Genomic DNA, 20,864 nt, shown 5'->3' with positions numbered 1-20,864 from the left:
TTTTGAAATGGTATCAATTATATTTATATCACTATCAATCGTCTAACAAATCCATACGCTTTGCTGCTTCATAGATACCTGTCGAGCGGTTACCGGTACGGCAAAAGATCAGTATAGGCTGCTCAGCTTGGTTAAAAAAATCAGCAAATTCTTCAACATGGTTTTGATTGAGCTCGCTACCGGCAAAAGACACTTCTTTATAAGCAAGACCTGCTTGTTTAGCCGCGGCTTCAATATCAGCACTGGTTGGTTGGTTTGGTTCTTCACCATCTGGACGGTTGTTAATAATGGTCTTAAAACCATTTTCAGCAATCATAGGTACTTGATCAGGGGTGATTTGTCCGGTAATACTCACTTCATGGCTCATAAGAGCTCCTTTTTATTTTTTAGCGTAAAAACGAAAATTTTGCGCTTAGATTAAAATATTTCAATAAAGCCTACCTGCTTTCTATAGCAAACCTTGCATCAGTGCGCTTTGATAGAGCAATTTGGCGCGTGCACCCGTGCCGCAAAACATCAGGATGGGTTTTGGCATGCTGCGATAAAAGGCTGCAAACTGCTCGACAGTCGCCATGCTTAAACGCTCATCATCAAATGGTAAATGCTGATAGGTAAGGTTGGCCTTTGCCGTTGCACTGGTAAAGTCACAGCTATTAGGCTGCGTCTCTGTTTCAGCGTCAGGTCGAATATTGAGCACAGAGCGGTAGCCAAGCTCGGCAATCTTGACGCATTGGCTTGGGTAAATTTGCTTATAAATGGTTAAGTCATCGGTCATAAGTTTTTCGGTCGCGTATATTAAATGGCGTAAGGTTTTGTCTATTTCTAGATTCTGTAAATTTTAAAGGCTTATTACAATCTAGCATAACACAGTGGTCATCATAGCTATATTTTGTCACTGATGTTTTCTCAAAAGCACTTTCTGTCAGGATTAATTTAAGCGAAAAATTGATTAGCTATAAGCTAATTATCTTTTAGCGCATTGACCGCATCCATGGTGCTTAAATAAACCTGCCCTGATAGATGGGTTATGACCGGTGTATGCTCGATAATATCCATCACGGGTCCTTTGATAAAGCTAAAGCTTAAGTGCTTTTTTTGGTTCAATAGCTCTTGATTAAGGCTGATAAGCATCTCTTGTCCGGTCAAGTCAATATGATTGACCGCTGACATAATCAGGATAACTTCATGCGCGTCGGGGTACTGTCGCGTCGCTTGTATGACGCTGCGATGCACGGATTCACTATTGCCAAAAAACAAGCTCTCATCGATACGCAGCATCAATAAATTGCTAAAGGTCACCACATCATGACGATTGATATTGCGAAAATGTCCTGTACCCGCTAGCTGTCCGACGACGGCAACGTGTGGTTTACTCGACTGCCAAATGAGGCTAGCAAACGACACCATCAAACCGATGACTAAGCCAGTATTTAGCCCAAATATCAGCACCCCGATAAATGCCGCCAAAAAGCTCGCCGCATCTAAGCGGTCGCGTTGCCATGCTGACTTTAACGTCGCCATATCAATGAGACCGATAATTGACGTCATAATAGTCGCGCCCAAGAGAGCGTAGGGCAGAGGCGCTAATAAATGACCAAAAGCGATCAACGCGGCAATCATAACCAGCACAGTGACCAGACTTGCGACTGGCGTTTTGGCGCCTGAGTCGGCATTAATCGCCGTACGTGAAAAGCCGCCAGCGATGGTAAAGCTTTGAAAAAAGCCGCCAGCCATATTGGCCAGTCCCAGTCCGGTTAACTCACGATTGGCATCAAAGCTTTCACCGCGCAGGCGTGCATAGTTGCTGGCTACTGAGCTACTTGAGACAAAGATAATCAACGCCATCAAACCGGCGCTCGGTAATAGATTGAGCGCTTCATGAAAATCTGGCAAGTACGGTAGGGTAAAGCTAGGCAGCCCTTGCGGAATATCACCAATCGTCGCTACGCCGTTTGTTGTCCAATCCAAACTCATACTTAATACAATGGCAAGACCAAGCAAAATAAGCGGAAATAGACGCTCAGCCCATTTTGCATAAGAGGCTGACAGCCAAGAGCGCCAGACCCATTTGCTCGCATAGCGATTAGCAAATAATAGCGTAAATGCCATCACGCCGATGATCAAAGTTAGCGGATGCAGCTGGCGGCCATACATCTGCATACTCGATAAATAACCGATAAGGCCATTACCTGCAATAGGAATTCCCGTCAGATATTTAAGCTGACTGACAAAAATCAATACCGCCGCGCCACTGATAAAACCTGCCGATACGCCGCGACTGATAAACTGCATAATCCAGCCAAGCTTCAGCCTTCCCGCCAGCCATAACATCGTGCCAACCATCAAAGACAGTAAACTGGCCATCAATATATATTGCTGCGTGCCATCATTGCCATAAGGATGCAAACTACTGGCTGTCATAATGGCCGTAATGGCAACGGGGCCTACAGCTTGTACATTACTTGAGCCTATCCAAGCATATACCAGCACGGGTACAATAGCCGCATAGAGTCCATAGACCGGCGGCAACCCTGCTAGCACCGCATAGCCTAGGCTTTGCGGAATGACAAGCACGCCAACGACTAAGCCCGCGATGATGTCAGTCGGCAGGGCAGACAGCTGATACTGACGTAACCAAGCAGGAATCAGACGGGCAGCGATAGAAGGCATGGCGATATATCATCACAATAAAGAAAGTTAAAAATAGTTAAAAACCAAACGCGCAGTTAGGCGTCTGTTTTGGCACAAAAGCGCTCATACAATAACTGCAATACCGATAACGCATCGTCGCTTGCGATACTATAGTAGATTTGCTTACCTTCACGGCGAGTAGTGACCAGCTCGTCTTTACGCAAAATACCTAGCTGCTGCGATAAACTTGGCTGACCGACACCGACCAAGCCCTCAAGCTCACTGACACAGTATTCACCTTGTGTCAGCTGACATAAAAGTAATAAGCGGTCAGGATGCGAGAGCGATTTTAATAACTGGCTGGCTTGCATGGAAGCTTGTTGCATTTGCTCTGCAAGGTCTTTGGGCGCAAAGTCTGCGACGTTGGCAGATGCAGGCTTGCCAGTGGGGGTGGTGGTTGTGCTCAATGCTGAAGTTGAAGTAGTCAGAGCGAGCTCCTTATAAAAGATATAAATAGAAAAAGCAGAGTTTATAGATAAGTTATGAATATATATAGTTAATTATCAATGATATTACGATTTATAGCAAGTTATCATTATTTACATTATATAAATTGATAAAATGTATAATGATTGCTATAGTGCTGGTAGTGCTGGTAGTGCTGGTAGTGATAGGTAGATGCATAGGAAATATAGGAAATATAGGCAGCACTAGGGATAGATACTATAAATCAGCAGCAAATGCCATAAATAAGCGCCTATTATACGGAACAATACCTTAAAAATTAAAACATTCATATACAAGTAAAGAGGTAGCCATGCAAGTTCATTCTTTCTTACATAGCGACACGGAAACTTACACCCATGTACTCGCGGACGTGCAGCAGCAAGTGTGTGCCATCATCGATCCTGTACTGGATTTTGATGCCAAATCAGGGCGTACGGATACGACTAGTATCGATGAAGTGATAGGATTCGTTCGAGAGCAGGGCTGGACGCTGGTTTGTATTATAGAAACCCATGCTCATGCCGACCATATATCTGCTGCTATCCATGTAAAAGATGAGCTTGGCGGTAAGTTAGTCATCGGGCAACATATCACCGAAGTGCAAAAAATATTTAAGCAAATCTTTAACTTTGATAGCAGTTTTCGTACTGATGCTAGCCAGTTCGATATCTTGACCGATGAGGGCGAGACCTTGACGCTTGGCGGTATTACGATTACTGCTATGTATGTGCCTGGTCATACCCGCGCGGATATGGCGTATCTTGCCGCTGACGATGAAAAAACCGTGGTCTTTGTCGGTGATACGCTATTTGCCCCAGATGTCGGCACAGCGCGCTGCGACTTCCCCGGAGGCGACGCCAAAACCCTGTATCAGTCTATCCAAAAATTGCTCGCACTGCCTGACGAAACTATCATGTATCTGTGCCATGACTATCCGAGTCAAGGTCGCAAACATTGCCCAACTACGACGGTAGCCGCGCAAAAGCTTGGTAATATCCATGTCAAAGAGGGTATCAATGAAGCGGAGTTTGTCGAGATGCGCGAGCGCCGCGATGCTACGCTAGAGATGCCGCGGCTGATTATCCCGTCAGTACAACTCAATATCGATGCCGGACATTTTCCAGAACCCGAAGACAATGGTATGCGCTATCTAAAAGTGCCACTTAATGCGCTTTAAGCGTCAATTATATTTAGATAAACAAAAAAACTGGCAAGAAGTAGATAAATACAATTAAGCAAAAAGTTACGCAAGCACAATACGTGCAACGGTTATCTTGATGCTAGTCTATTTATAAGAGCGTTACTAAGACGCCCGCCGCTGTTATTTTTAAAGGAGTTGTATCATGAGTGAGCAAAACTCTCATCTGGTTTGTCCGCACTGCAGTGCCACCAATCGCGTACCTGCAGCGCGCCTTAATGCCGCACCAAACTGTGGCAAATGTGGTCAGCCATTATTAACGGCCAGTCCGCATGAACTCAATGCCCAGACGGTTAGCAAAGTTATTCAAAAAAATGAGGTATTGACCATCGTTTATTTTTGGGCGAGCTGGTGTCAGCCGTGTCTAATGATGGCTCCGCAGTTTAAAGTCGCAGCCAGTCAGCTGCCACAAGTAGTGTTTGCTAAAATACAAACCGATAAATATGAGCAAGCGGCGGCACCTTATAATATTCGTAGCTTGCCGACGATGGTGGTCTTCAAAAACGGCAAAGAAATCGCGCGCCAGTCTGGAGCCTTACCAAGCGATCAAATCGTACAGTGGGTAAGAAGCTTAAACTCTTAATCTCAGACTGAGTTACTGCTCGTCATGATTACAAAAAAAGCCAATATGCTTATCGCGTATTGGCTTTTTTTGTAAGAGACTTTTAAAACTATGAAACAGGTATTAATGATTACTCACCATAAATCTTAATACCATTGGCAAAGCTACAGCGCTGGATACGAGCAGATTGGATAATGGCATCACGCTCACCATAAAGTCGCGATAATTTGGCATCACGGGCTTTGGTATTGTTACTTTTACCCACGCCAAAGCTGATATTAGGCGAGATACCCCAACGTCCAGCGGAAACCCCAACGCCGACACCTGAGGCGGCTATGGTCGATTGCTCATTGCGTGCTGCATTGACATAGCGATTGACACGGTTATATTCTTGACTCAGTGCTTGGCAGTCATAGCTTTGATAAGTGCTCGGTGGCACGTATTGCGGCGTAATATTACCCGTTGAGGCGCAGCCCGAGAGAGCAAAAACGCCAGCTGTGGCGAGTAGTGTTGCTGCAGTAAGAGTTTTCATAATAGCTCCATAAGGCGACGTTGAGAGGTTGATATTTATTTAAGATAGCAAAAAAATAGCGATTAAGATATTGAAAAATATAACTTTTAACGACTCTTAAAATAAATTGCCCGGCTTGGTAAAGGCGAGTACCAAGATGCCAACATAGGCGATACCCGCGATAAGAATACCGGTTTTTCTTTGACTAGGCGTGGCTTTGTCATTAAAGGCTTTAATACTGGCACTGAGTGCGGCAACCAATAAGATAACTTTAGCAAATACCCACTGTACTGGCGCATTGACACTCATAAGTTGTACCAGCATGCCAGCCCCTGAAATAATAATGACGGCATAGAGAATATGGGTCGATATTTTTACCGCAAATGGCGGCTTTTTGTTTGCGCTTAATACCACATAGCTTTGGTATAAAAACAGCGCAATCAACAAGACGGCCATGAGCATATGTAGATGTTTCATTGGATAGGGTTTCCTTTAAAGGTGCCGTTTGCCAGCTTATCTATGTTATTTGAGAATAGCATTAAGACTAATGTTTAAGATTAGCCTTTGTTTTGCCCTGCGCATAATGGGCTATCAGGGCTTTGGCCTTGCCATTCTGTTGGCGTATAAGCATGGATAGCCAAGGCGTGGATTTGACCACCTTGTGAGGTCAAAAGTGAATTTGCTAGATTGTACACGAGCTGATGACGCGCCACCAAGCGTTTGCCTTCAAAGGCATCGCTGACAATCGTCAGTTTAAAGTGACTTTCTTTGCCGTCAAAATAACCGGCATGGTTCATTGATTCATTCACCAGTTCAATATGCTGTGCTTGCAGGGCTTGTAGCGCCTCATTAAGAGCGTCTGCAGTCGGCGTATTTGTTGTCATAGTTATCCTCGTCATTTTAATACTTGGCCTTTTAATTGGCTGATGGTACTTATTATAGCAGACCCTGATATTTATGCTGCAAGGCTCTGCAAAGCCTTCTATACCAGTAAAGAGCGGATTAGTGATACGCACAAAAAAGCAGAGCGCAACCTTATTACGCTCTGCTTTTATCGTCTATTATTGTCGTCTATTGCTATTTACTATGAATACCATTTGCTATTAAATTTTAACGACGTGCTTTTTGATATAACGGCATTACCTTAGGCATCAATGACTGCAATTGCGCAATTCGGTTGCTGCTGGTTGGGTGAGTGCTCAAAAATTGCGGTGGCTCGCCTTGGCTGGCGCGCTGCATTTTTTGCCACAAGGTAATCGCGGCTTGTGGGTTGTAACCTGCACGTGCCATCAGTTCAAGTCCGATTTGGTCAGCTTCTGCTTCTTGCGTGCGACTGTGCGGACGGCTTAAACCTAAGTCTCCTGCAACGTTAGCAAGCTCAGCCTGACCTTGCGATAGACCAAAAATACTGGCTGCAACACCGATACCCGTTTGCGTGGCATATTGACGCGATAAGCGCTCACGTGAGTGCTCGCGCAACGCATGAGACATTTCATGACCCATAATAGCGGCGATTTCGTCATCGCTAAGATTTAAGCGATCAATGATACCAGTGTAAAACATAATCTTACCACCTGGCATCACAAACGCGTTCAAATCGTTAGATTTAATGGTGTGAACTTCCCACTTCCATTTCGCTGCGTCAGGACGATAGACGCCCACTTGACCAATCAAACGGTTAGAGATATTTTTTAAACGATTGAGCTGGGCCTTATTGGTGTCAAGCAAACCGCGTGCACGTGCTTCTTGGATATTTTTATTGTAGCTTTGCGCTGATAATTGCTGTACTTGCTCACTAGAAACCAAAAGTAGCTGCTGACGGTCAACGCCGACAGCGCCGGTGCTAGTGGTACTTGAGCAACCGGTCAGGGTCAATGCCGACAAAGATGCCGCCATGATGGTGGTGGTAAATAGCTTCTTCATAAAACGTCCTCGCTGTAAATATAAAAAAATTAAACAATATTAAAATGAAAACGGTCGCGGTAAAGATAGTTTTTTATTAAAAAAGGTTAACTGATTAAAAACTCGTCATGCCTGCTGATCTACCAAAACGATAAAGCTCTACCGCAACTATTTATCGTTAGGCATAAGTATAATAATGTTGGCAAGTGAAAACCTAGACAGAAAAAGTAACAATAGGCAGTAGGATTGTAAATGCGATAAATGAAAGTTTGCTACTCAATACCAGCTCCCATAAAATTTGCTACGATTTATAAATTTTTTAAATTTATAGCGTTATTATTAGGAATGAAAATAGTAATTGAAATCAATAACGTATATGTTTTCTTGCCTCGAGAATCACTCAAATTGCCAATTGTCAGTCAAAAACTTGAAAAAAGCTATTGACACCTACAGAATATTTGCTAAAATAGCCAGCCTATCGAGTCGTAGTCGTTGTTAACAACATTACGATTTGAAATTTAGCGGGATTAGCTCAGTGGTAGAGCACAACCTTGCCAAGGTTGGGGTCGAGAGTTCGAATCTCTTATCCCGCTCCAAATATAGCTTGCAAAAGCACCAAAGCCTTACTTCTTATAAGAAGTAAGGCTTTTTTTATGTTTTAAATTTAGCACTTAACATTTAAAAGCCAAGTTGGCAGCGCTATTAAAAGTTTATCGGTATACTAAAAATCCCTGCATTATCCTGCATTATGAAATGCACCCGTTACAAATTACGGATAATTTGACACACTCATTTAATTTTAGCCGCGCATAATAATAGTCTGTAGCTTTTAAAAATAATAATAACGATGATAAGGATTTTTTATGCAAGAATTTCAATATAAAGCATTCGGTGGTGTATCAGAAAGTATGCTGAGGAAATAAAAGGAGGAGTGACAGCCAGAGCAAGATGATATATTTGAGGTTATGAAGACACAAATAGATATCAGTTGCCCCGACTGTCACAGTAATAGTCTAAAGAAAAATGGCAAAAAAAGCTATGGCAAGCAGAATTATCAATGTAAGGACTGCAAACGTCAGTTTATTGGCGACCATGCCTTAACTTATCATGGCTGTCACTCTAAAGTGGAAGAGCTTATACGGCTCATGACAGTTAGAGGCTGCGGCGTTAGAGACATAGCTGTTATAGCCTCAGTCAGTATCGGTAAAGTATTGAGCACCATAGGCTCATCCATTTACAAGATTGTACCTAAGAAGCGCTACTATGAACGCTTAGAGGTTGATGAATTCTGGACTTACGTGTATCGCAAAAAGCGTAAAGTTTGGCTTATTTATGCTTATGATCGCGTTACTAATGAGATTGTCGCTTATGTCTGGGGCAGACGCGACTTAAAAACGGCTAAGAAGTTAAGAGCTCGTCTCAAGCAGCTTAAAGTCAGCTATGGCTCTATCAGTATGGATAACTGGGACAGTTTTATAACCGCCTTTAAATTTGACCACAAACGAGTTGGCAAATCTCATACGGTAGGCATTGAAGGTAATAACTGCCGTCTTAGACACCGATTGCGTCGGGCGGTTAGAAAAACCTGTTGTTTCTCTAAGAAGCTCGATAATCACTTCAAAGTGTTTGATATGGTGTTCTTTTACATCAATTATGGTTACGTCTGATGCCGGCATACTTTTTAGAACACCACCAAGCATTCAACGAATTGTTTGATTTAAGCGGTAAAACGGCCATTGTGACGGGCGGTGCGAATGGTATCGGTAAGGCGACAGCTTTGCGTTTGGCACAAGCGGGGGCAAATATCGTCATTGCAGACTTAAAATTAGAGGATGCTAAGGCGGCCGTTAAAGATATCGAAGAATATGGCGTCAGAGGATTTGCCATTGAGTGTAATATTTTAAAAGACGATGATTTGGTAAATATGGTAGAAAAAGTAGTTGCTGAATTTGGTAGCATCAATATTTTGATTAACAACGCGGGCGGCGGCGGCGGTGGCCGTGAAAACCCGTCTAAGATTTCTGTCGATGATATTCGCCGTGATTTTGAATTGAATGTCTTTAGCGGCTGGCGCTTATCGCAACTTTGCGTACCCCATATGAAAAAATCTGGCTATGGCTCAATTGTGTTTACTACATCGATGTCTAGTATCAATAAAAGTCCAAATATGAGTGGTTATGCTGGTTCAAAAGCTGCTGTTAATCATATGGTGGCCAATTTAGCGCACGATTTTGGTCCTGAAGTGCGTGTTAATGCCGTCGGACCTGGGGCCACGCGTACTGCGGCGTTAGAGAGTGTACTCACGCCTGAGATTGAGGAGAGAATGCTATCACATACGCCTATTCAGCGCTTGGGTGAAGCCGATGATATCGCTGGAGCGATGCTGTATTTTGCCTCTCCAGTATCAACGTGGGTGAGTGGTCAGACCATATTTGTCAATGGTGGCGGGGTGCAAACGTTAGATTAGGATTAGATAATAGCCAGTGTAGAGAACTTGTCATAAAAAAGCGTCACCCAACATTGAGTTGGGTGACGCTTTTTTATGAATATAGTTTTTAACTGACAGATTAAAACTCCATGGCAGCGAAACTTTAATGCAAGTAAGCCATTGTTAGAAACGCTATTTCCTAAGCGAAAAAGCGACAGTCTTATTACCTATCCAGTTAACCCAGCTCACAGGAAAGAAGCGCAGCTGTAATCTAATCAAGTTTGCCATCAGGCCTGGGACGACCAAGAACTGGCGCTTCTCTACGCCTTTGAGCATGGATTTAACGGCATCGTCAATTTTTAGCTCGCCTGCCAGTTTTTTCATGCCGACACCGGCTTGCGCCATGACGCCGACTTCTGCTTGGGTCAGCGGCGTATCTATTGGTGGCGGCGCAAAGACAGTGATATCAATACCGTCAGGCTTCCATTCAAAACCGATCGATTGCATCATGCCCCAAATAGCAAATTTTGAGGCGCTATAAGAGCTGTAGCCATAACTGCCGGTAAATGATGCCATCGAAGCGGTTACCATGACTTGATCGCCACGTGATAAAAACGGGCGCACGGCAGCCAATACGTTACGAGTGCCGAATAGATTGATAGTCAGTACGCGCTCAAACTGTTCTTGGCTCATCTCATCAAACGTCCAAGGCCCTGTAATCCCTACAAAATGCATCAAGATATCAGGCGATAGCTTGCTTGCAGTATCGGCATCGGTGACGTCCAGTTCATAGCTGATAATCGACGCTTTGTTTTTGTTCAAACCTTGCAGCGTGGCAACGACCTTATCGAGCGCTTGTTTATCAAACAAGACCAAATTGGCATCTTGCCCAATCAGCTGCTTAGCCGTTTCAAGTCCGATACCAGAGGCCGCGCCAGTGATATAGATAGTCTTACCCGTAAAGTAACCCATCACGTGCTTTCCTTTTGCAATGAGTGGTCTTTTAAAAAATGGCGTCTCGCGATCCGCTTCAATATCAGAAGGAGAAAACAGCAGCGTTTTTAATTCGCCTAAAAAATCATGATACTTGACGATAAAAATGCGGTTTAAGATATGAATGTAGGGGAATTTATAGGTGCTTTGGGTATAGACACCACTGTAGGCGTACCATGTCGGATAGGGCACGCGCACCATGTCGGCGCTTTGATAAAACTGTACCGGCGGCTCATCCATAAAACGTTCTCTAAAAGCGCTTGCTTGCGCGCCGCTTTTAGGCGCTCTTGTGGTAATGGACTTTGGCGCACCTCATCAAAGTCGTGAATGGCTTTCATGCCAAGTGACGTTAAATCCATGTTGCATTTCCTTATGACTGATGGATAACTTAAAATCATACTAGCAGTATAGTTTTAGAATTTATAGCGACTTAAAAAAACTACTCAGTGTGCCAAATTGGTTTTATTAAAATTTATCCCAATAAGGGTCATTACCAAAACGCTCGGCAATAAAATCAATGAGATAGCGACAGCGCTGCGACAAAAAGCGATTTTTCGGGTAGACCGCATAAGCGTTTAAAGTAGGCAGTTGATACTGCTGCATAATGGGGACAAGCTCACCACTGGCTAGGGTGTTATAAGTGATAAAATTGGGTAAAAAAGCAATACCGTGTCCCTTTACCGCCATATCGCGCAAAAAATCGCCGTTATTGACTTTTATTTTTGAATTGATAGCGACTTGATGTTTTTTGCCTTGCTCGTCTATCAGCTCTATCGTGCTAGATTTACTCAGACCGTATTGTAAAAACGCATGCTTGGCCAAATCTTCTATGGTTTTTGGTGTACCCATTCTAGTCAGATATTCAGGACTGGCACATAAGGTATAACGAATCAGCGCCAAACGTTTGGCTTGATAACTTGAATCTTGCAGCTCTCTAATCCGAATCGCTAATTCAAAGCCTTCTTCGACCAAATCGGTATGGCGGTCAGAAAAGTTTAATTCAAAGTTCAGATTAGGATGCTGATTGGCATATTCATCGATGACATCGTTTAAGTGCATCAAGCCAAATGACAAAGGCGCAGTCATTTTTAAGGTACCCTCGATACGCGTCGGCGCGCCACTGGTTTCCTCGTTTAGCGCGTCCACTTCGCTGAGGATATTACTCACCTTTTGGTAATATTGCTCGCCAGCTTGGGTTAAGTTTGATTGGCGCGTGGTACGGCTAATCAGTTGACTGCCCAAACGCGTCTCTAAATCCTTGAGTCGGCGGCTTACTGCTGATTTGGCAATATTAAGTTGCTCGGCGGCCTTGGTAATGCTACCCGCTTCTACTATACGCACAAACATCGCCATATCTTCTAGTTGTCCCATCCTAGCTACCTCCTTACTGTTATTTGGCTGTTATTATTTAGCGGTTAATCATATAAAAAATAAAAGACCGAGTTAAAAACCCAGTCTTTTTATCAATAACGCCAAATAGTTTAGACTGTGTTCCGTATAAAATACGGTTTAAAGTCGTCAAGCCGTCTTATTTAAGATCGGCTTTTTTACTGCCTTCTACTTGAACGACCAGTTTAATGTCTTTCATCATACCGCCATCGGTAAAGGTATTGATACCCCATTTGGTTCTATCTATCGTGGTTTCAAAATCGCCACCGCACGCTTCAGCTTTTAATAAAGGACTGTCATAACAGTTAAATTTAGTGGCCGTTAAAGTGATTGGATGCGTCTGACCTAGCAGCGTTAAATCGCCTTTGACCGCTTTGACTTTATCGCCTTCAAATTCCCACTTAGTCGATTTAAAATAAGCGGTTGGGTGTTCTTTTACATTGAAGAAATCGGCAGATTTAAGGTGACCATCAAACGCTTTAATACCTGTGCTCAAGCTGCCCATCGGGATGGTAATACCGACAAAGCCTTTTTTCTCTTTAGGCGCGTACTCAAGCGTACCCGATAGATTATAAAAGCCGCCAGCGTTGGTCGTGGTACCAAAGTGATCGACGAAAAAACGTACGGCGGTATGTTTGGAATCAAGCTCATAAGTTGCAGCGTGACCTAGTGTGCTAAGCAAACCAAGCGTACCGATAGCAGCAAAAGTAATTGCGCGGTTTGTTTTTTTAATAGAATTTATAGTGATCATAAATCATCCTTTTTAAGTGAGTAAGTAGAAGCTAGCGTTAAGTATGTCTTACATAACAACATAATGAGTGTAGCAAAAAATTAGGATATTAAACGCTAAATGGCATCGAAAAATGTTTCTTTCTGTGGCGCTTATCTCTAGCGTCTAATAGTATGGCTAAAATGCTAACTGTCTTAATAGTGAGCATAAATAGCACGTAACGCTATTGTCGTTTTTAATATTGTACCAGTAGAATTGCTATTTGACTGTTCTCTAAAAGAGAACTTATATTTGCGATTATCTTGGTTTATCTGCTATTAAGCAACGACTACAATAATGCCATTACCTAATCAAACAAAAGTCTTTTAAATAAAATCTTTATAATCATGACTTTTATGTTATTGGAGAATACTTATGGATAAGCTGCAAGAGCTGAGCGCCCCAATTGGTCGCTTATTGTTATCGATGATCTTTATCTTTTCTGGCTTTACCAAAATTACTGGCTACGCGGCCACCCAAGGTTATATGGAATCGATGGGCGTACCGGGTATGCTATTGCCTTTGGTCATTGCTGTTGAGCTGCTTGGCGGTATCGCAATTTTATTAGGCTTCAAAGCGCGCTTGGTGGCGATTCTAATGGCTGGTTTTAGCATTACGTCGGCGCTACTTTTCCATCAATTTTGGATTGATGAATCACAAATGAACCCATTTATGAAAAACATTGCCATGGCAGGCGGTTTCTTGATGATTTTTGTTCATGGACCAGGCGTATATTCAATTGATAACAGTCATACGCGCAGAATCTAGTAGAGTAAATGGTTTAGACAATATCATCTTATAATTATAATCAAGGAGCCCTTATGAGCGCATCCATAAATATCGCATTAATTATCGGTAGTTTGCGAAAAGAATCCATCAATCGTAAATTTGCAGGGCAGTCGTCGCGTGCCTAATCCTATCTCTACAGAGACTGCCAAGCTGCCCAGCTTTTGGCAACGTCATCAAACGCCTGTACTTTTAACAGTGGTCGGCGGCGCGATTGATACCATTGGTTTTATCACCTTGTTTGGGTTCTTTACCGCCCATGTCACGGGTAACTTGGTGATGGCGGGTAGTGGCTTGGTAAAAGGTGAAGCGGGTCTATGGATTAAACTTGCGGCTTTGCCGCTATTTATTTTAACGGTTATGCTCACCAAGATATTTATTGACCACAGTAAAAATAAACAACTGACCTTGAGCCATTTATTTTTAGCAGAAGCGGCTTTTTTGACCGCGTTTATGGTGGCTGGTCTTTATTACCAGCCGTTTGTCGATGCCGGCGATATCACCGTGGCAATCACAGGTGGCTTGGGTCTCATTGCGCTGGCGATTCGTAATACCGCTAGCAAGACAATAATTAAGCACATGAGCCCGACGGTATTGATGACTGGAAATACCACGCAACTGGGTATCAATTTGACTGATTATCTACGCAATCGAAACGCCGATAATGGCAAAAAATTGGCCCACAGCTCGGTATTGGTGTTTAGCTTTTTAGTTGGCGCGTTAGTAGGTGCTTTGCTATATATGCAGCTGAGTTTTTGGGCCGTAGGTTTGTTTGTATTGCCGGTGCTGTATTTATCAGTGATGGCACGCGATAAAGAATTCTTAGCGCATATCGCTTAAGGAATACTACCAATAATAAATCTCACCTAAACCATTGCCAATAAAAAACGCCCTAGCTTTATGGATAGGGCGTTTTTTTGCTTGCTGGTTAAGCGCTTATGTATCGCTATTTAAGCCTTAGCGTTATGAAATACTGAATTGTTTTGGTACTCTGGATGCTTGTCGATATAAGACTTTACATAAGAACAAGTTGGTTTCACCCGTAGGTTTTTCGCCGCTGCATCATCCAAAATATATTTGACCAGATACCCTGCAATACCTTGACCACCTAACTCTGCTGGCACCTCGGTATGTTTATATTCGATACCTTTTTCGCCGGCGCTCGTGGTGAAAAATTCATAATCCTCTAAAGCAATTTTGTCATCGATATGAATCTCAAAACGCTTTTTCTCGGTATTATTAATGACTTCATAATGTAATGGTTGTTTATTTTTCATATCTGACATAGTTAAATTTCCTTATATCGTATGACTAACATCTTCTGGACTCAATTTACACCTGCTCGCGTTACTTTTTTCATGACACTTTTATCGTAACTTTGGTCATAGTAACAGCTCATGCTAGTTGTACTGTTATGAGTATACAGGGTTCTGTTATAAATATATTACCTTACCTTTATGACGATATTGTTCTAAAAATAAGAATAGTCAATTGCGAATATCGTTGTTTATCTGTTAGTAGACAACAATTATAATAGTTTCATTGTTTAAACGAGTTAATGAATGTCAAATTCTAAAGCCGTTTAACTTACTAATAATTAAGGATACATTATGAGAACCATCTATCAAGCAGCAGATTCTCGTGGCGATGCCAACCATGGTTGGTTAAAAAGCAAGCATACCTTTAGCTTTGCCAATTATCACAATCCAGAACGTATGGGCTTTGGGGCGCTACGTGTCATTAATGATGATTTTGTCATCGCAGGTCAAGGTTTTGGTAAACATTCACATCGCGATATGGAAATTATCAGCATTCCTTTATTAGGTAAGCTCGGTCACGGCGATAACATCGGTAATAATGGCATCATTGAAACCGGTGAAATCCAAGTCATGTCGGCAGGTACGGGTATCACCCATAGTGAAATGAACGCCGATAACCATGAGGCGGTGAGTTTTTTACAGATTTGGGTCATCCCAAACAAAATGAACGTTGAGCCTCGTTATCAGCAAATCCGTATGGGTGAACTGATGAAGCCAAATGCGTTTAACCAAATTTTATCGCCTAATAGCGATGATGCAGGCGTGTGGATTCATCAAGATGCATGGTTCAGTATGGGCGATTTTGATAAAGGCGTGACAGAGACGTATCAGCTTAAAAATCCTAACAATGGCGTCTATATTTTTGTCATTAGCGGTAAAGTCGTTGTAAACGGTAACACTTTGAGTACCCGCGATGGTCTAGGTGTTTGGGATACTAAGAACTTTACGATGGATGTCCTCGATGGTGCTAAAGTATTACTAATGGAAGTACCTATAAACTTTTAAGACTAAATGAGCTTTTAATGCCAAATAATAGACATTAATTTTTATCTTTTGGTCACACTAGATTCTATATCACATCATAAGAGGTAAATTATGAGTATTGAAACCCTAGGGCCGCGCTTAGCAGATGTGGGCGGCATTCCCATTGCTCGTCTGTTACCCAGTAAAGGTAAGCAGCCAATTGGTGCTTGGTGCTTTCTAGACCATGCAGGTCCTGCTGAATTTAGCGAAGATGAAAGCGGTATGCAAGTCGGTCGTCATCCGCACACCAACCTGCAAACCTTTAGCTGGATGCTAAATGGTGAAGTACTGCACAAAGACAGCTTGGGTAATAAGCAAGTGATTACCAAAAACCAAGTCAACGTCATGACAGCAGGTACTGGCCTTACCCAAGGTATCAGTCATACAGAGCAGAGCGTTTTTCCTGATACCGGTGGTTCGGCAGATGCCGCTCGTGGTCTAAGTATGGTACAACTGTGGATTGCGCTACCGACCGATCAACAAATCGAACGCAGTTTCCACCATTATCCAGAGCTACCGACATGGCGTGAAGATAACGTCGAGATGGTATTGACGACGGGCAGCTATGACAGCGTCACAGGTAAGCGCTATGAAGCGCCAACCATTCAGTACTCAAAAATGGTCGGTATCGACGTTTACTTTTTAGAGGATGGTGAAGTTACGCTTAACCTAGAACCGGGTTTTGAATATGGTATCTTGGTGACAGAAGGACAGATTGAGTCTGAAGGCAAAATTTGTGAGCAAGATCAATTGTTCCGCTTCCACGATAGCGACGTTGCCAATAATAAAAGCATCAAGCTAGTCGCCAAAAAAGGCACCCGTGTGATGTTTATCGGCGGTGAGCCATTAAACAATCAAGTGCTGCTGTGGTGGAACTTTGTCGCCGACAACAAAGAAGAGATTGAGCAATCTATCATCGACTGGAACAACGGTCATGAGCGTTTTGGTAATATCGACTCAGACATGAAACGCTTGCCAGCACCAGAATTACCACAAGGCTTTAAAGGTTAGTTTGTTTAGTTTATTTTGGTTTTCATAAACTATTAATAAGATATAATTACAAAAAGGAAGTATTGATTAAGGTCAATCTTTCTTATAATACAGCAGATTTGTTGATAGTACGCTTGCTTGGTATTACCCATTAATCGTACTCGTATTCATTAGCCTCTAATCACTAATATACTTAATCACTAATATTCCTAATAAATAATATGGAGAAAACTATGTCAGACCTAAAAACATTAGAGAAATTGGCAGAAAAACGTCGTTCAGTTTATGCTTTGAGCGATCAATTACCCGTTTCAAATGATGAAATCGTCAAGTTGGTTGAACATGCGGTTTTACATACGCCATCGTCATTTAACTCGCAATCAACGCGTATAGCTGTTTTGTTTGGTGACGACCATAACAAGCTTTGGCAATTAACCGAAGATACCCTACACGATATCGTCGATAACGAAGAGCAATTTGCGGCGACCAAGCAAAAAATGGATGGCTTTAAAGCAGGTGCTGGTACTATCTTGTTTTTTGAAGATCATAGCGTCGTCAGAGACATGCAAGCTGCTGCGCCTTTGTATGCAGACAAATTTCCAATTTGGGCGCACCAAACCAATGCGATGCACCAGTACATTATTTGGACGGCGTTAGCCAGTATTGATGTCGGCGCCAACTTACAGCATTACAATCCTATTATCGATAAAAAAGTCGCTGAAGAGTGGAATATCGATGAGCATTGGGAGATGAACGCGCAATTGGTATTTGGCGCTATCGAACAACCCGCAGGCGACAAGGAATTTAAGCCTCTCGAAGAGCGTATGAAAGTATTTGGTAAATAAGCTATTTTTTAAAATAGCTAGCAATTAGAAAGAGCGCCACTCAATGGATTATTGGGTGGCGCTTTTTCAACTGTATTAAACGGAAAAGTTAAAATAGTAGCAGCATTAAATACCGTTTATTGAGCTTTTTTACGGCGCATCAAGCTATTAGCTACCCATGCTGGACCAATCAGCAAGAACTGCAAATCTTCAAAGAAAGACGGTTTTTTGCCTTCAATTTTATGGCCAACAAATTGTCCAATCCAAGCAACCACAAAGATAGCTGCCCAAACCTTAAAGCCCCACGGCAGTAGCGTCATCACTGATAAGCAAATGAGAATAAATATGCCCATTGCCAAAAACAGCGGCGTCGATAAACGCATATAAAATATTAAAACTAAGGCGCTCATCACCAAGGTGAACCAGACCGATAGCGACATGCCCATGCCTAAGATACTGACAAAAATGGTTGGAACACAGAGCCAATGGATTTTTTTATTGACTAGGTTTTGATGGCTGACAGAATATTCACTGAGCCATTGCTCAAGTGTGCGTTTTGACATACGGCCTTGACGGGTACGAGACATACTAACCTCCTTGTTAGCAAATAAATTTATTCTTACCAGTTGTAGCACTAATTGGCACAACCTGCCATTTTATCTGGTAAACCGCACAGTCAAATCATACCAGCACTTAACTACATTAAACCGTTCTTCAGCTTCATATCGTTTATTAAAATTATCCCTTAACGTACTGGTTGGGCTGACTCCCTAGAGTCTTGCTCGCTGCGATACCATTCATACAGTCCGACAAACGAGTTGACTTGGTAAACCATGGTTTGAATAGCAAAGATATAATTGCCCGACATTAGGTTCACGGTTAGCCAAACGAAATTGGATAAAATCCATAACCACCAGTTAAATGAATAACGCAGAATCATCGCTGCCTGCGCAGTGATAGACAGCACAAAAGCGATAACGTTAATCCAAAAGAAAGAGATAAAACCTAAGAATTTACTGTTATCATCTTCAACGACGGCGTAACCATAGCTGGCAAGTAAGTTATTTACTGTAGGAAACAGCGCCAAACCGATGACCATAAAAGCGATGGTTAATAGCCAAATCCAGCGACTGGCAGATTTGGGCACCATATCGCCATCGGCGTCGGTATGCTTGGACCAATAAAAAATCCCATACAGATGACTAAAAAAGTTAAATAACGGCGCGAGCATCAAACCAACGGCGCCAGAGGTCGCTTGAACCACAAATTCACCTGCGGTTGCCGCCATTCCAAAACCATTACCCAAAATATTTTTGCGGAACGATAATGACACCACGCAAATCAAGCCAATAAATGATACGGCTAAGTAAAACCAGTCAAGGGTCGTATGTTCGGTGGTCAGCCAAAAGCCTGCTGATAAGGCAATCACGCCGCAAATAAACCAGATGACAATCCATTGTATCGCCCATTTTCCGGTGATGTTGTCTAGGAGCTGTATACGCATAACGCCTTTTTCCTTAAAGTATAAAAGCTATAATAGTTTTTTTCTTTTTTTTAGTATGGTTTAGTATGCCGTTTTTGCCATTTCTAATACTTGTCATAGTCATTTACTTCTAGCAATAATTTTTGCTTTCGTTCTTTTTATTTTCGTTTTTTGATACTGTTACTTGCCATAAATAACCTCATCAATAATTAACAAAGCTTGCCTATAGCGGGCATCATAATCTGGTTTATCAATCATATGCGGCTTAATATCATGACGGGCGAAAATATCTAATAAGCGCTGCTCAAAGCGACCGCGAGCCTCAGGCGTACCCAATGAGCGCATGCCATCATCAACCCATGGGGTATTGTTATCGACCATAATGGTATGGTCTAGGCGAAACTCATCGATACAAGCAGTCACAAAAGGATGGCTACGACCCTCGTACTCTTCACAAAAAGCCTGAGTGGTGACAAAGTCAGTATCAACAATAGTTACGGGCGCTGTTGCTCTAGCGGCGGCATCACGGATTGCTTGGGCATGATTGAGCGCAATGGGTCCGTAATCGCTGTACTGCAAGCCAATCTCGCTACCGCCCAAATCTGTACCGACATACAGCCGTCCCATCTCTAGCGCAAAGCTGGCCCCATAATAGTTGGCAAGCTTATGTACCAATGTCGTCTTGCCCGAGCTTTCACCGCCAACAATCGCCACCGTTTTGGTATAGTCGCCGCGTACTTGTGGGTGCAGCGCCGACCAGTGGGCGACCGGATTATGTGCAATAGCGTAAGAATCAAATTCAGATTGCAATGGCGTCGTGACTACTGGCATGACTAACTGTCCAGAAATGTCCGATTGGGCTAATGGATGGTTTTCTGCGGCAAACAAAACCGTGTCCGCCGGCAGCGCTAACGCGTCTATCAATCGTTGCAGCTTGGCATTGCTAGCTGCAATATCGATGATTACATCGGCAAAGCTTTCATGCAGCGGCAGCTCAATCTCATCAGTGGTATGAATATGGATAAAGGGCAAATCTGCGCACGCCATCTGTAGCCAACGTGCCTTATCTTGCAAGGTAATAGTAAAGTCTGGATGCGGCGCAGGGTGCGTCATAATCACAATATGCAGCGTCTTTGCTTGTCCTGCGGCGTCCAATATACTGCGCATTTGCCCCAAATGTAGCGGTTCAAAATGTCCAATTATTAGTCCTGATTCGTACATAGCTTTCCTTATGTGCTGTTTTTATTTTAGTTATGATTCATCGTGGCAATTCATATTTCCTAAGCCTTGATGATTTAATAGCATGGTATAAAGGTTTGGATAGATTTACAGGTAGGTTATTGTAAATAGGCGTTATTTTAGAAAGGGCTTTTAATATTAAATTATCAATAGATAATAAAGTTTTTACACCTAAACAGATTTAAAGTGATTGCTTGAGCTTTTTAAACTTGTAACAGAATATGTAATATAAGCGAAACAAAGTGAATAGTGAAACATTTTGAAATAGTTATTTAAAATCAGGAGTTTAGGCGCAATTATGAGAGCTTAG

General features: G+C 42.6%; 24 protein-coding genes and 1 tRNA gene. 10 read left to right on the top strand and 15 right to left on the bottom strand.

The window, feature by feature from the left end; all coding sequences use genetic code 11:
• Positions 1–34 precede the first annotated feature (34 nt).
• The 4 genes from AB8P72_RS11120 to AB8P72_RS11105 form a co-directional block, all read right to left on the bottom strand.
• On the bottom strand, positions 35–367 hold the full coding sequence (locus AB8P72_RS11120) for a TIGR01244 family sulfur transferase (protein ID WP_193030734.1): 333 nt from the start codon (positions 365–367) through the stop codon (positions 35–37).
• Positions 368–448: 81 nt separating this feature from the next.
• A complete protein-coding gene (locus tag AB8P72_RS11115) occupies positions 449–775 on the bottom strand; it encodes a beta-lactamase hydrolase domain-containing protein (RefSeq protein WP_068407559.1) in 327 nt (108 codons plus the stop codon).
• Between the two features lie 185 nt (positions 776–960).
• Positions 961–2,670 (bottom strand): SulP family inorganic anion transporter, encoded by a 1,710-nt coding sequence (locus tag AB8P72_RS11110; protein ID WP_193030732.1) that lies wholly within the window; start codon positions 2,668–2,670, stop codon positions 961–963.
• Positions 2,671–2,726: 56 nt separating this feature from the next.
• Positions 2,727–3,017, bottom strand: a complete 291-nt coding sequence (locus AB8P72_RS11105) for a helix-turn-helix transcriptional regulator (protein ID WP_068407589.1) — start codon at positions 3,015–3,017, stop codon at positions 2,727–2,729.
• Positions 3,018–3,448: 431 nt separating this feature from the next.
• On the opposite strand from AB8P72_RS11105, the gene AB8P72_RS11100 reads away from it, so the two are divergent.
• Positions 3,449–4,315, top strand: coding sequence for an MBL fold metallo-hydrolase (locus AB8P72_RS11100; RefSeq protein ID WP_193030730.1), 867 nt, complete (start codon positions 3,449–3,451; stop codon positions 4,313–4,315).
• A 166-nt stretch (positions 4,316–4,481) separates the two neighbouring features.
• Positions 4,482–4,919, top strand: a complete 438-nt coding sequence (locus AB8P72_RS11095) for a thioredoxin domain-containing protein (protein WP_369957754.1) — start codon at positions 4,482–4,484, stop codon at positions 4,917–4,919.
• A 109-nt stretch (positions 4,920–5,028) separates the two neighbouring features.
• Here AB8P72_RS11095 and AB8P72_RS11090 read toward each other — a convergent pair whose 3' ends face one another.
• The 4 genes from AB8P72_RS11090 to AB8P72_RS11075 all read right to left on the bottom strand — a co-directional run bounded on the left by AB8P72_RS11090 (position 5,029) and on the right by AB8P72_RS11075 (position 7,332).
• A complete protein-coding gene (locus tag AB8P72_RS11090) occupies positions 5,029–5,430 on the bottom strand; it encodes a hypothetical protein (RefSeq protein ID WP_193030726.1) in 402 nt (133 codons plus the stop codon).
• Between the two features lie 96 nt (positions 5,431–5,526).
• A complete protein-coding gene (locus AB8P72_RS11085) occupies positions 5,527–5,886 on the bottom strand; it encodes a SirB2 family protein (RefSeq protein ID WP_068407573.1) in 360 nt (119 codons plus the stop codon).
• Between the two features lie 80 nt (positions 5,887–5,966).
• Entirely contained in the window at positions 5,967–6,308 is a 342-nt protein-coding gene (locus AB8P72_RS11080) for a BolA family transcriptional regulator (protein WP_068407576.1), read from the bottom strand.
• Positions 6,309–6,519: 211 nt separating this feature from the next.
• Complete coding sequence (locus AB8P72_RS11075; RefSeq protein WP_068407582.1) at positions 6,520–7,332, bottom strand: M48 family metallopeptidase; 813 nt, start codon at positions 7,330–7,332, stop codon at positions 6,520–6,522.
• Positions 7,333–7,832: 500 nt separating this feature from the next.
• Here AB8P72_RS11075 and AB8P72_RS11070 point away from each other — a divergent pair.
• The 3 genes from AB8P72_RS11070 to AB8P72_RS11060 all read left to right on the top strand — a co-directional run bounded on the left by AB8P72_RS11070 (position 7,833) and on the right by AB8P72_RS11060 (position 9,778).
• Positions 7,833–7,907: transfer RNA gene (locus AB8P72_RS11070), tRNA-Gly, on the top strand.
• Positions 7,908–8,276: 369 nt separating this feature from the next.
• A complete protein-coding gene (locus AB8P72_RS11065; RefSeq protein ID WP_369957753.1) occupies positions 8,277–8,978 on the top strand; it encodes an IS1 family transposase in 702 nt (233 codons plus the stop codon).
• Positions 8,978–9,778: a glucose 1-dehydrogenase gene (locus AB8P72_RS11060; protein ID WP_369957752.1), complete on the top strand. Its 801-nt coding sequence runs from the start codon at positions 8,978–8,980 to the stop codon at positions 9,776–9,778. Before AB8P72_RS11065 ends, AB8P72_RS11060 begins: the two co-directional genes overlap by 1 nt.
• Before the next feature lie 153 nt (positions 9,779–9,931).
• Here AB8P72_RS11060 and AB8P72_RS11055 read toward each other — a convergent pair whose 3' ends face one another.
• From AB8P72_RS11055 to AB8P72_RS11045, 3 genes are all read right to left on the bottom strand, one after another.
• A complete protein-coding gene (locus AB8P72_RS11055) occupies positions 9,932–10,972 on the bottom strand; it encodes an SDR family oxidoreductase (protein ID WP_068407511.1) in 1,041 nt (346 codons plus the stop codon).
• 225 nt (positions 10,973–11,197) lie between these two features.
• Entirely contained in the window at positions 11,198–12,103 is a 906-nt protein-coding gene (locus AB8P72_RS11050; RefSeq protein ID WP_193029913.1) for a LysR family transcriptional regulator, read from the bottom strand.
• A gap of 157 nt (positions 12,104–12,260) precedes the next feature.
• Positions 12,261–12,872: a YceI family protein gene (locus AB8P72_RS11045; RefSeq protein ID WP_082894368.1), complete on the bottom strand. Its 612-nt coding sequence runs from the start codon at positions 12,870–12,872 to the stop codon at positions 12,261–12,263.
• Between the two features lie 393 nt (positions 12,873–13,265).
• On the opposite strand from AB8P72_RS11045, the gene AB8P72_RS11040 reads away from it, so the two are divergent.
• Both AB8P72_RS11040 and AB8P72_RS11035 read left to right on the top strand, forming a co-directional pair.
• Entirely contained in the window at positions 13,266–13,658 is a 393-nt protein-coding gene (locus tag AB8P72_RS11040; protein ID WP_068407505.1) for a DoxX family protein, read from the top strand.
• Between the two features lie 138 nt (positions 13,659–13,796).
• Positions 13,797–14,516 (top strand): YoaK family protein, encoded by a 720-nt coding sequence (locus AB8P72_RS11035; RefSeq protein ID WP_068407525.1) that lies wholly within the window; start codon positions 13,797–13,799, stop codon positions 14,514–14,516.
• Positions 14,517–14,626: 110 nt separating this feature from the next.
• On the opposite strand, the gene AB8P72_RS11030 is transcribed toward AB8P72_RS11035, so the two are convergent.
• Complete coding sequence (locus AB8P72_RS11030; RefSeq protein ID WP_227514987.1) at positions 14,627–14,962, bottom strand: GNAT family N-acetyltransferase; 336 nt, start codon at positions 14,960–14,962, stop codon at positions 14,627–14,629.
• Between the two features lie 324 nt (positions 14,963–15,286).
• Here AB8P72_RS11030 and AB8P72_RS11025 point away from each other — a divergent pair, with 324 nt between their 5' ends.
• The 3 genes from AB8P72_RS11025 to AB8P72_RS11015 all read left to right on the top strand — a co-directional run bounded on the left by AB8P72_RS11025 (position 15,287) and on the right by AB8P72_RS11015 (position 17,853).
• On the top strand, positions 15,287–16,000 hold the full coding sequence (locus tag AB8P72_RS11025; RefSeq protein WP_369957751.1) for a pirin family protein: 714 nt from the start codon (positions 15,287–15,289) through the stop codon (positions 15,998–16,000).
• A gap of 90 nt (positions 16,001–16,090) precedes the next feature.
• Positions 16,091–17,029: a pirin family protein gene (locus AB8P72_RS11020; protein WP_369957750.1), complete on the top strand. Its 939-nt coding sequence runs from the start codon at positions 16,091–16,093 to the stop codon at positions 17,027–17,029.
• Between the two features lie 212 nt (positions 17,030–17,241).
• A complete protein-coding gene (locus AB8P72_RS11015) occupies positions 17,242–17,853 on the top strand; it encodes a nitroreductase family protein (RefSeq protein ID WP_068407496.1) in 612 nt (203 codons plus the stop codon).
• 116 nt (positions 17,854–17,969) lie between these two features.
• Here the strand turns inward: AB8P72_RS11015 and AB8P72_RS11010 are convergent, their stop codons facing one another.
• The 3 genes from AB8P72_RS11010 to nadR all read right to left on the bottom strand — a co-directional run bounded on the left by AB8P72_RS11010 (position 17,970) and on the right by nadR (position 20,536).
• Positions 17,970–18,419, bottom strand: coding sequence for a DUF962 domain-containing protein (locus AB8P72_RS11010; protein ID WP_144296691.1), 450 nt, complete (start codon positions 18,417–18,419; stop codon positions 17,970–17,972).
• A gap of 158 nt (positions 18,420–18,577) precedes the next feature.
• Positions 18,578–19,336 (bottom strand): nicotinamide riboside transporter PnuC, encoded by a 759-nt coding sequence (gene pnuC / locus AB8P72_RS11005; protein ID WP_068407490.1) that lies wholly within the window; start codon positions 19,334–19,336, stop codon positions 18,578–18,580.
• 159 nt (positions 19,337–19,495) lie between these two features.
• Positions 19,496–20,536 carry a multifunctional transcriptional regulator/nicotinamide-nucleotide adenylyltransferase/ribosylnicotinamide kinase NadR gene (gene nadR, locus AB8P72_RS11000; protein ID WP_068407488.1) on the bottom strand — a complete coding sequence of 347 codons (1,041 nt, stop codon included), beginning with the start codon at positions 20,534–20,536 and terminating at the stop codon, positions 19,496–19,498.
• Positions 20,537–20,864 lie beyond the last annotated feature (328 nt).

Origin of the sequence: Psychrobacter sp. CLB018 (genome assembly GCF_041222815.1) — a bacterium.
GTDB lineage: Bacteria > Pseudomonadota > Gammaproteobacteria > Pseudomonadales > Moraxellaceae > Psychrobacter > Psychrobacter faecalis.
The sequence above is the reverse complement of the archived record's forward strand: the minus strand, read 5'-3'. Positions and strand labels throughout refer to the sequence as shown.

Excerpts from the sequence above, each read along its gene's own strand:
- AB8P72_RS11085 (WP_068407573.1), bottom strand. The coding sequence starts at position 5,886 with ATGAAACATCTACATATGCTCATGGCCGTCTTGTTGATTGCGCTGTTT.
- AB8P72_RS11105 (WP_068407589.1), bottom strand. The coding sequence starts at position 3,017 with ATGCAACAAGCTTCCATGCAAGCCAGCCAGTTATTAAAATCGCTCTCG.
- AB8P72_RS11040 (WP_068407505.1), top strand. The coding sequence starts at position 13,266 with ATGGATAAGCTGCAAGAGCTGAGCGCCCCAATTGGTCGCTTATTGTTA.
- pnuC (WP_068407490.1), bottom strand. The coding sequence starts at position 19,336 with ATGCGTATACAGCTCCTAGACAACATCACCGGAAAATGGGCGATACAA.
- AB8P72_RS11030 (WP_227514987.1), bottom strand. The coding sequence starts at position 14,962 with ATGTCAGATATGAAAAATAAACAACCATTACATTATGAAGTCATTAAT.
- AB8P72_RS11090 (WP_193030726.1), bottom strand. The coding sequence starts at position 5,430 with ATGAAAACTCTTACTGCAGCAACACTACTCGCCACAGCTGGCGTTTTT.
- AB8P72_RS11055 (WP_068407511.1), bottom strand. The coding sequence starts at position 10,972 with ATGGATGAGCCGCCGGTACAGTTTTATCAAAGCGCCGACATGGTGCGC.
- AB8P72_RS11095 (WP_369957754.1), top strand. The coding sequence starts at position 4,482 with ATGAGTGAGCAAAACTCTCATCTGGTTTGTCCGCACTGCAGTGCCACC.
- AB8P72_RS11010 (WP_144296691.1), bottom strand. The coding sequence starts at position 18,419 with ATGTCTCGTACCCGTCAAGGCCGTATGTCAAAACGCACACTTGAGCAA.
- AB8P72_RS11075 (WP_068407582.1), bottom strand. The coding sequence starts at position 7,332 with ATGAAGAAGCTATTTACCACCACCATCATGGCGGCATCTTTGTCGGCA.
- AB8P72_RS11025 (WP_369957751.1), top strand. The coding sequence starts at position 15,287 with ATGAGAACCATCTATCAAGCAGCAGATTCTCGTGGCGATGCCAACCAT.
- AB8P72_RS11020 (WP_369957750.1), top strand. The coding sequence starts at position 16,091 with ATGAGTATTGAAACCCTAGGGCCGCGCTTAGCAGATGTGGGCGGCATT.
- nadR (WP_068407488.1), bottom strand. The coding sequence starts at position 20,536 with ATGTACGAATCAGGACTAATAATTGGACATTTTGAACCGCTACATTTG.
- AB8P72_RS11065 (WP_369957753.1), top strand. The coding sequence starts at position 8,277 with ATGAAGACACAAATAGATATCAGTTGCCCCGACTGTCACAGTAATAGT.
- AB8P72_RS11015 (WP_068407496.1), top strand. The coding sequence starts at position 17,242 with ATGTCAGACCTAAAAACATTAGAGAAATTGGCAGAAAAACGTCGTTCA.
- AB8P72_RS11060 (WP_369957752.1), top strand. The coding sequence starts at position 8,978 with ATGCCGGCATACTTTTTAGAACACCACCAAGCATTCAACGAATTGTTT.
- AB8P72_RS11110 (WP_193030732.1), bottom strand. The coding sequence starts at position 2,670 with ATGCCTTCTATCGCTGCCCGTCTGATTCCTGCTTGGTTACGTCAGTAT.
- AB8P72_RS11045 (WP_082894368.1), bottom strand. The coding sequence starts at position 12,872 with ATGATCACTATAAATTCTATTAAAAAAACAAACCGCGCAATTACTTTT.
- AB8P72_RS11050 (WP_193029913.1), bottom strand. The coding sequence starts at position 12,103 with ATGGGACAACTAGAAGATATGGCGATGTTTGTGCGTATAGTAGAAGCG.
- AB8P72_RS11080 (WP_068407576.1), bottom strand. The coding sequence starts at position 6,308 with ATGACGAGGATAACTATGACAACAAATACGCCGACTGCAGACGCTCTT.
- AB8P72_RS11100 (WP_193030730.1), top strand. The coding sequence starts at position 3,449 with ATGCAAGTTCATTCTTTCTTACATAGCGACACGGAAACTTACACCCAT.
- AB8P72_RS11120 (WP_193030734.1), bottom strand. The coding sequence starts at position 367 with ATGAGCCATGAAGTGAGTATTACCGGACAAATCACCCCTGATCAAGTA.
- AB8P72_RS11115 (WP_068407559.1), bottom strand. The coding sequence starts at position 775 with ATGACCGATGACTTAACCATTTATAAGCAAATTTACCCAAGCCAATGC.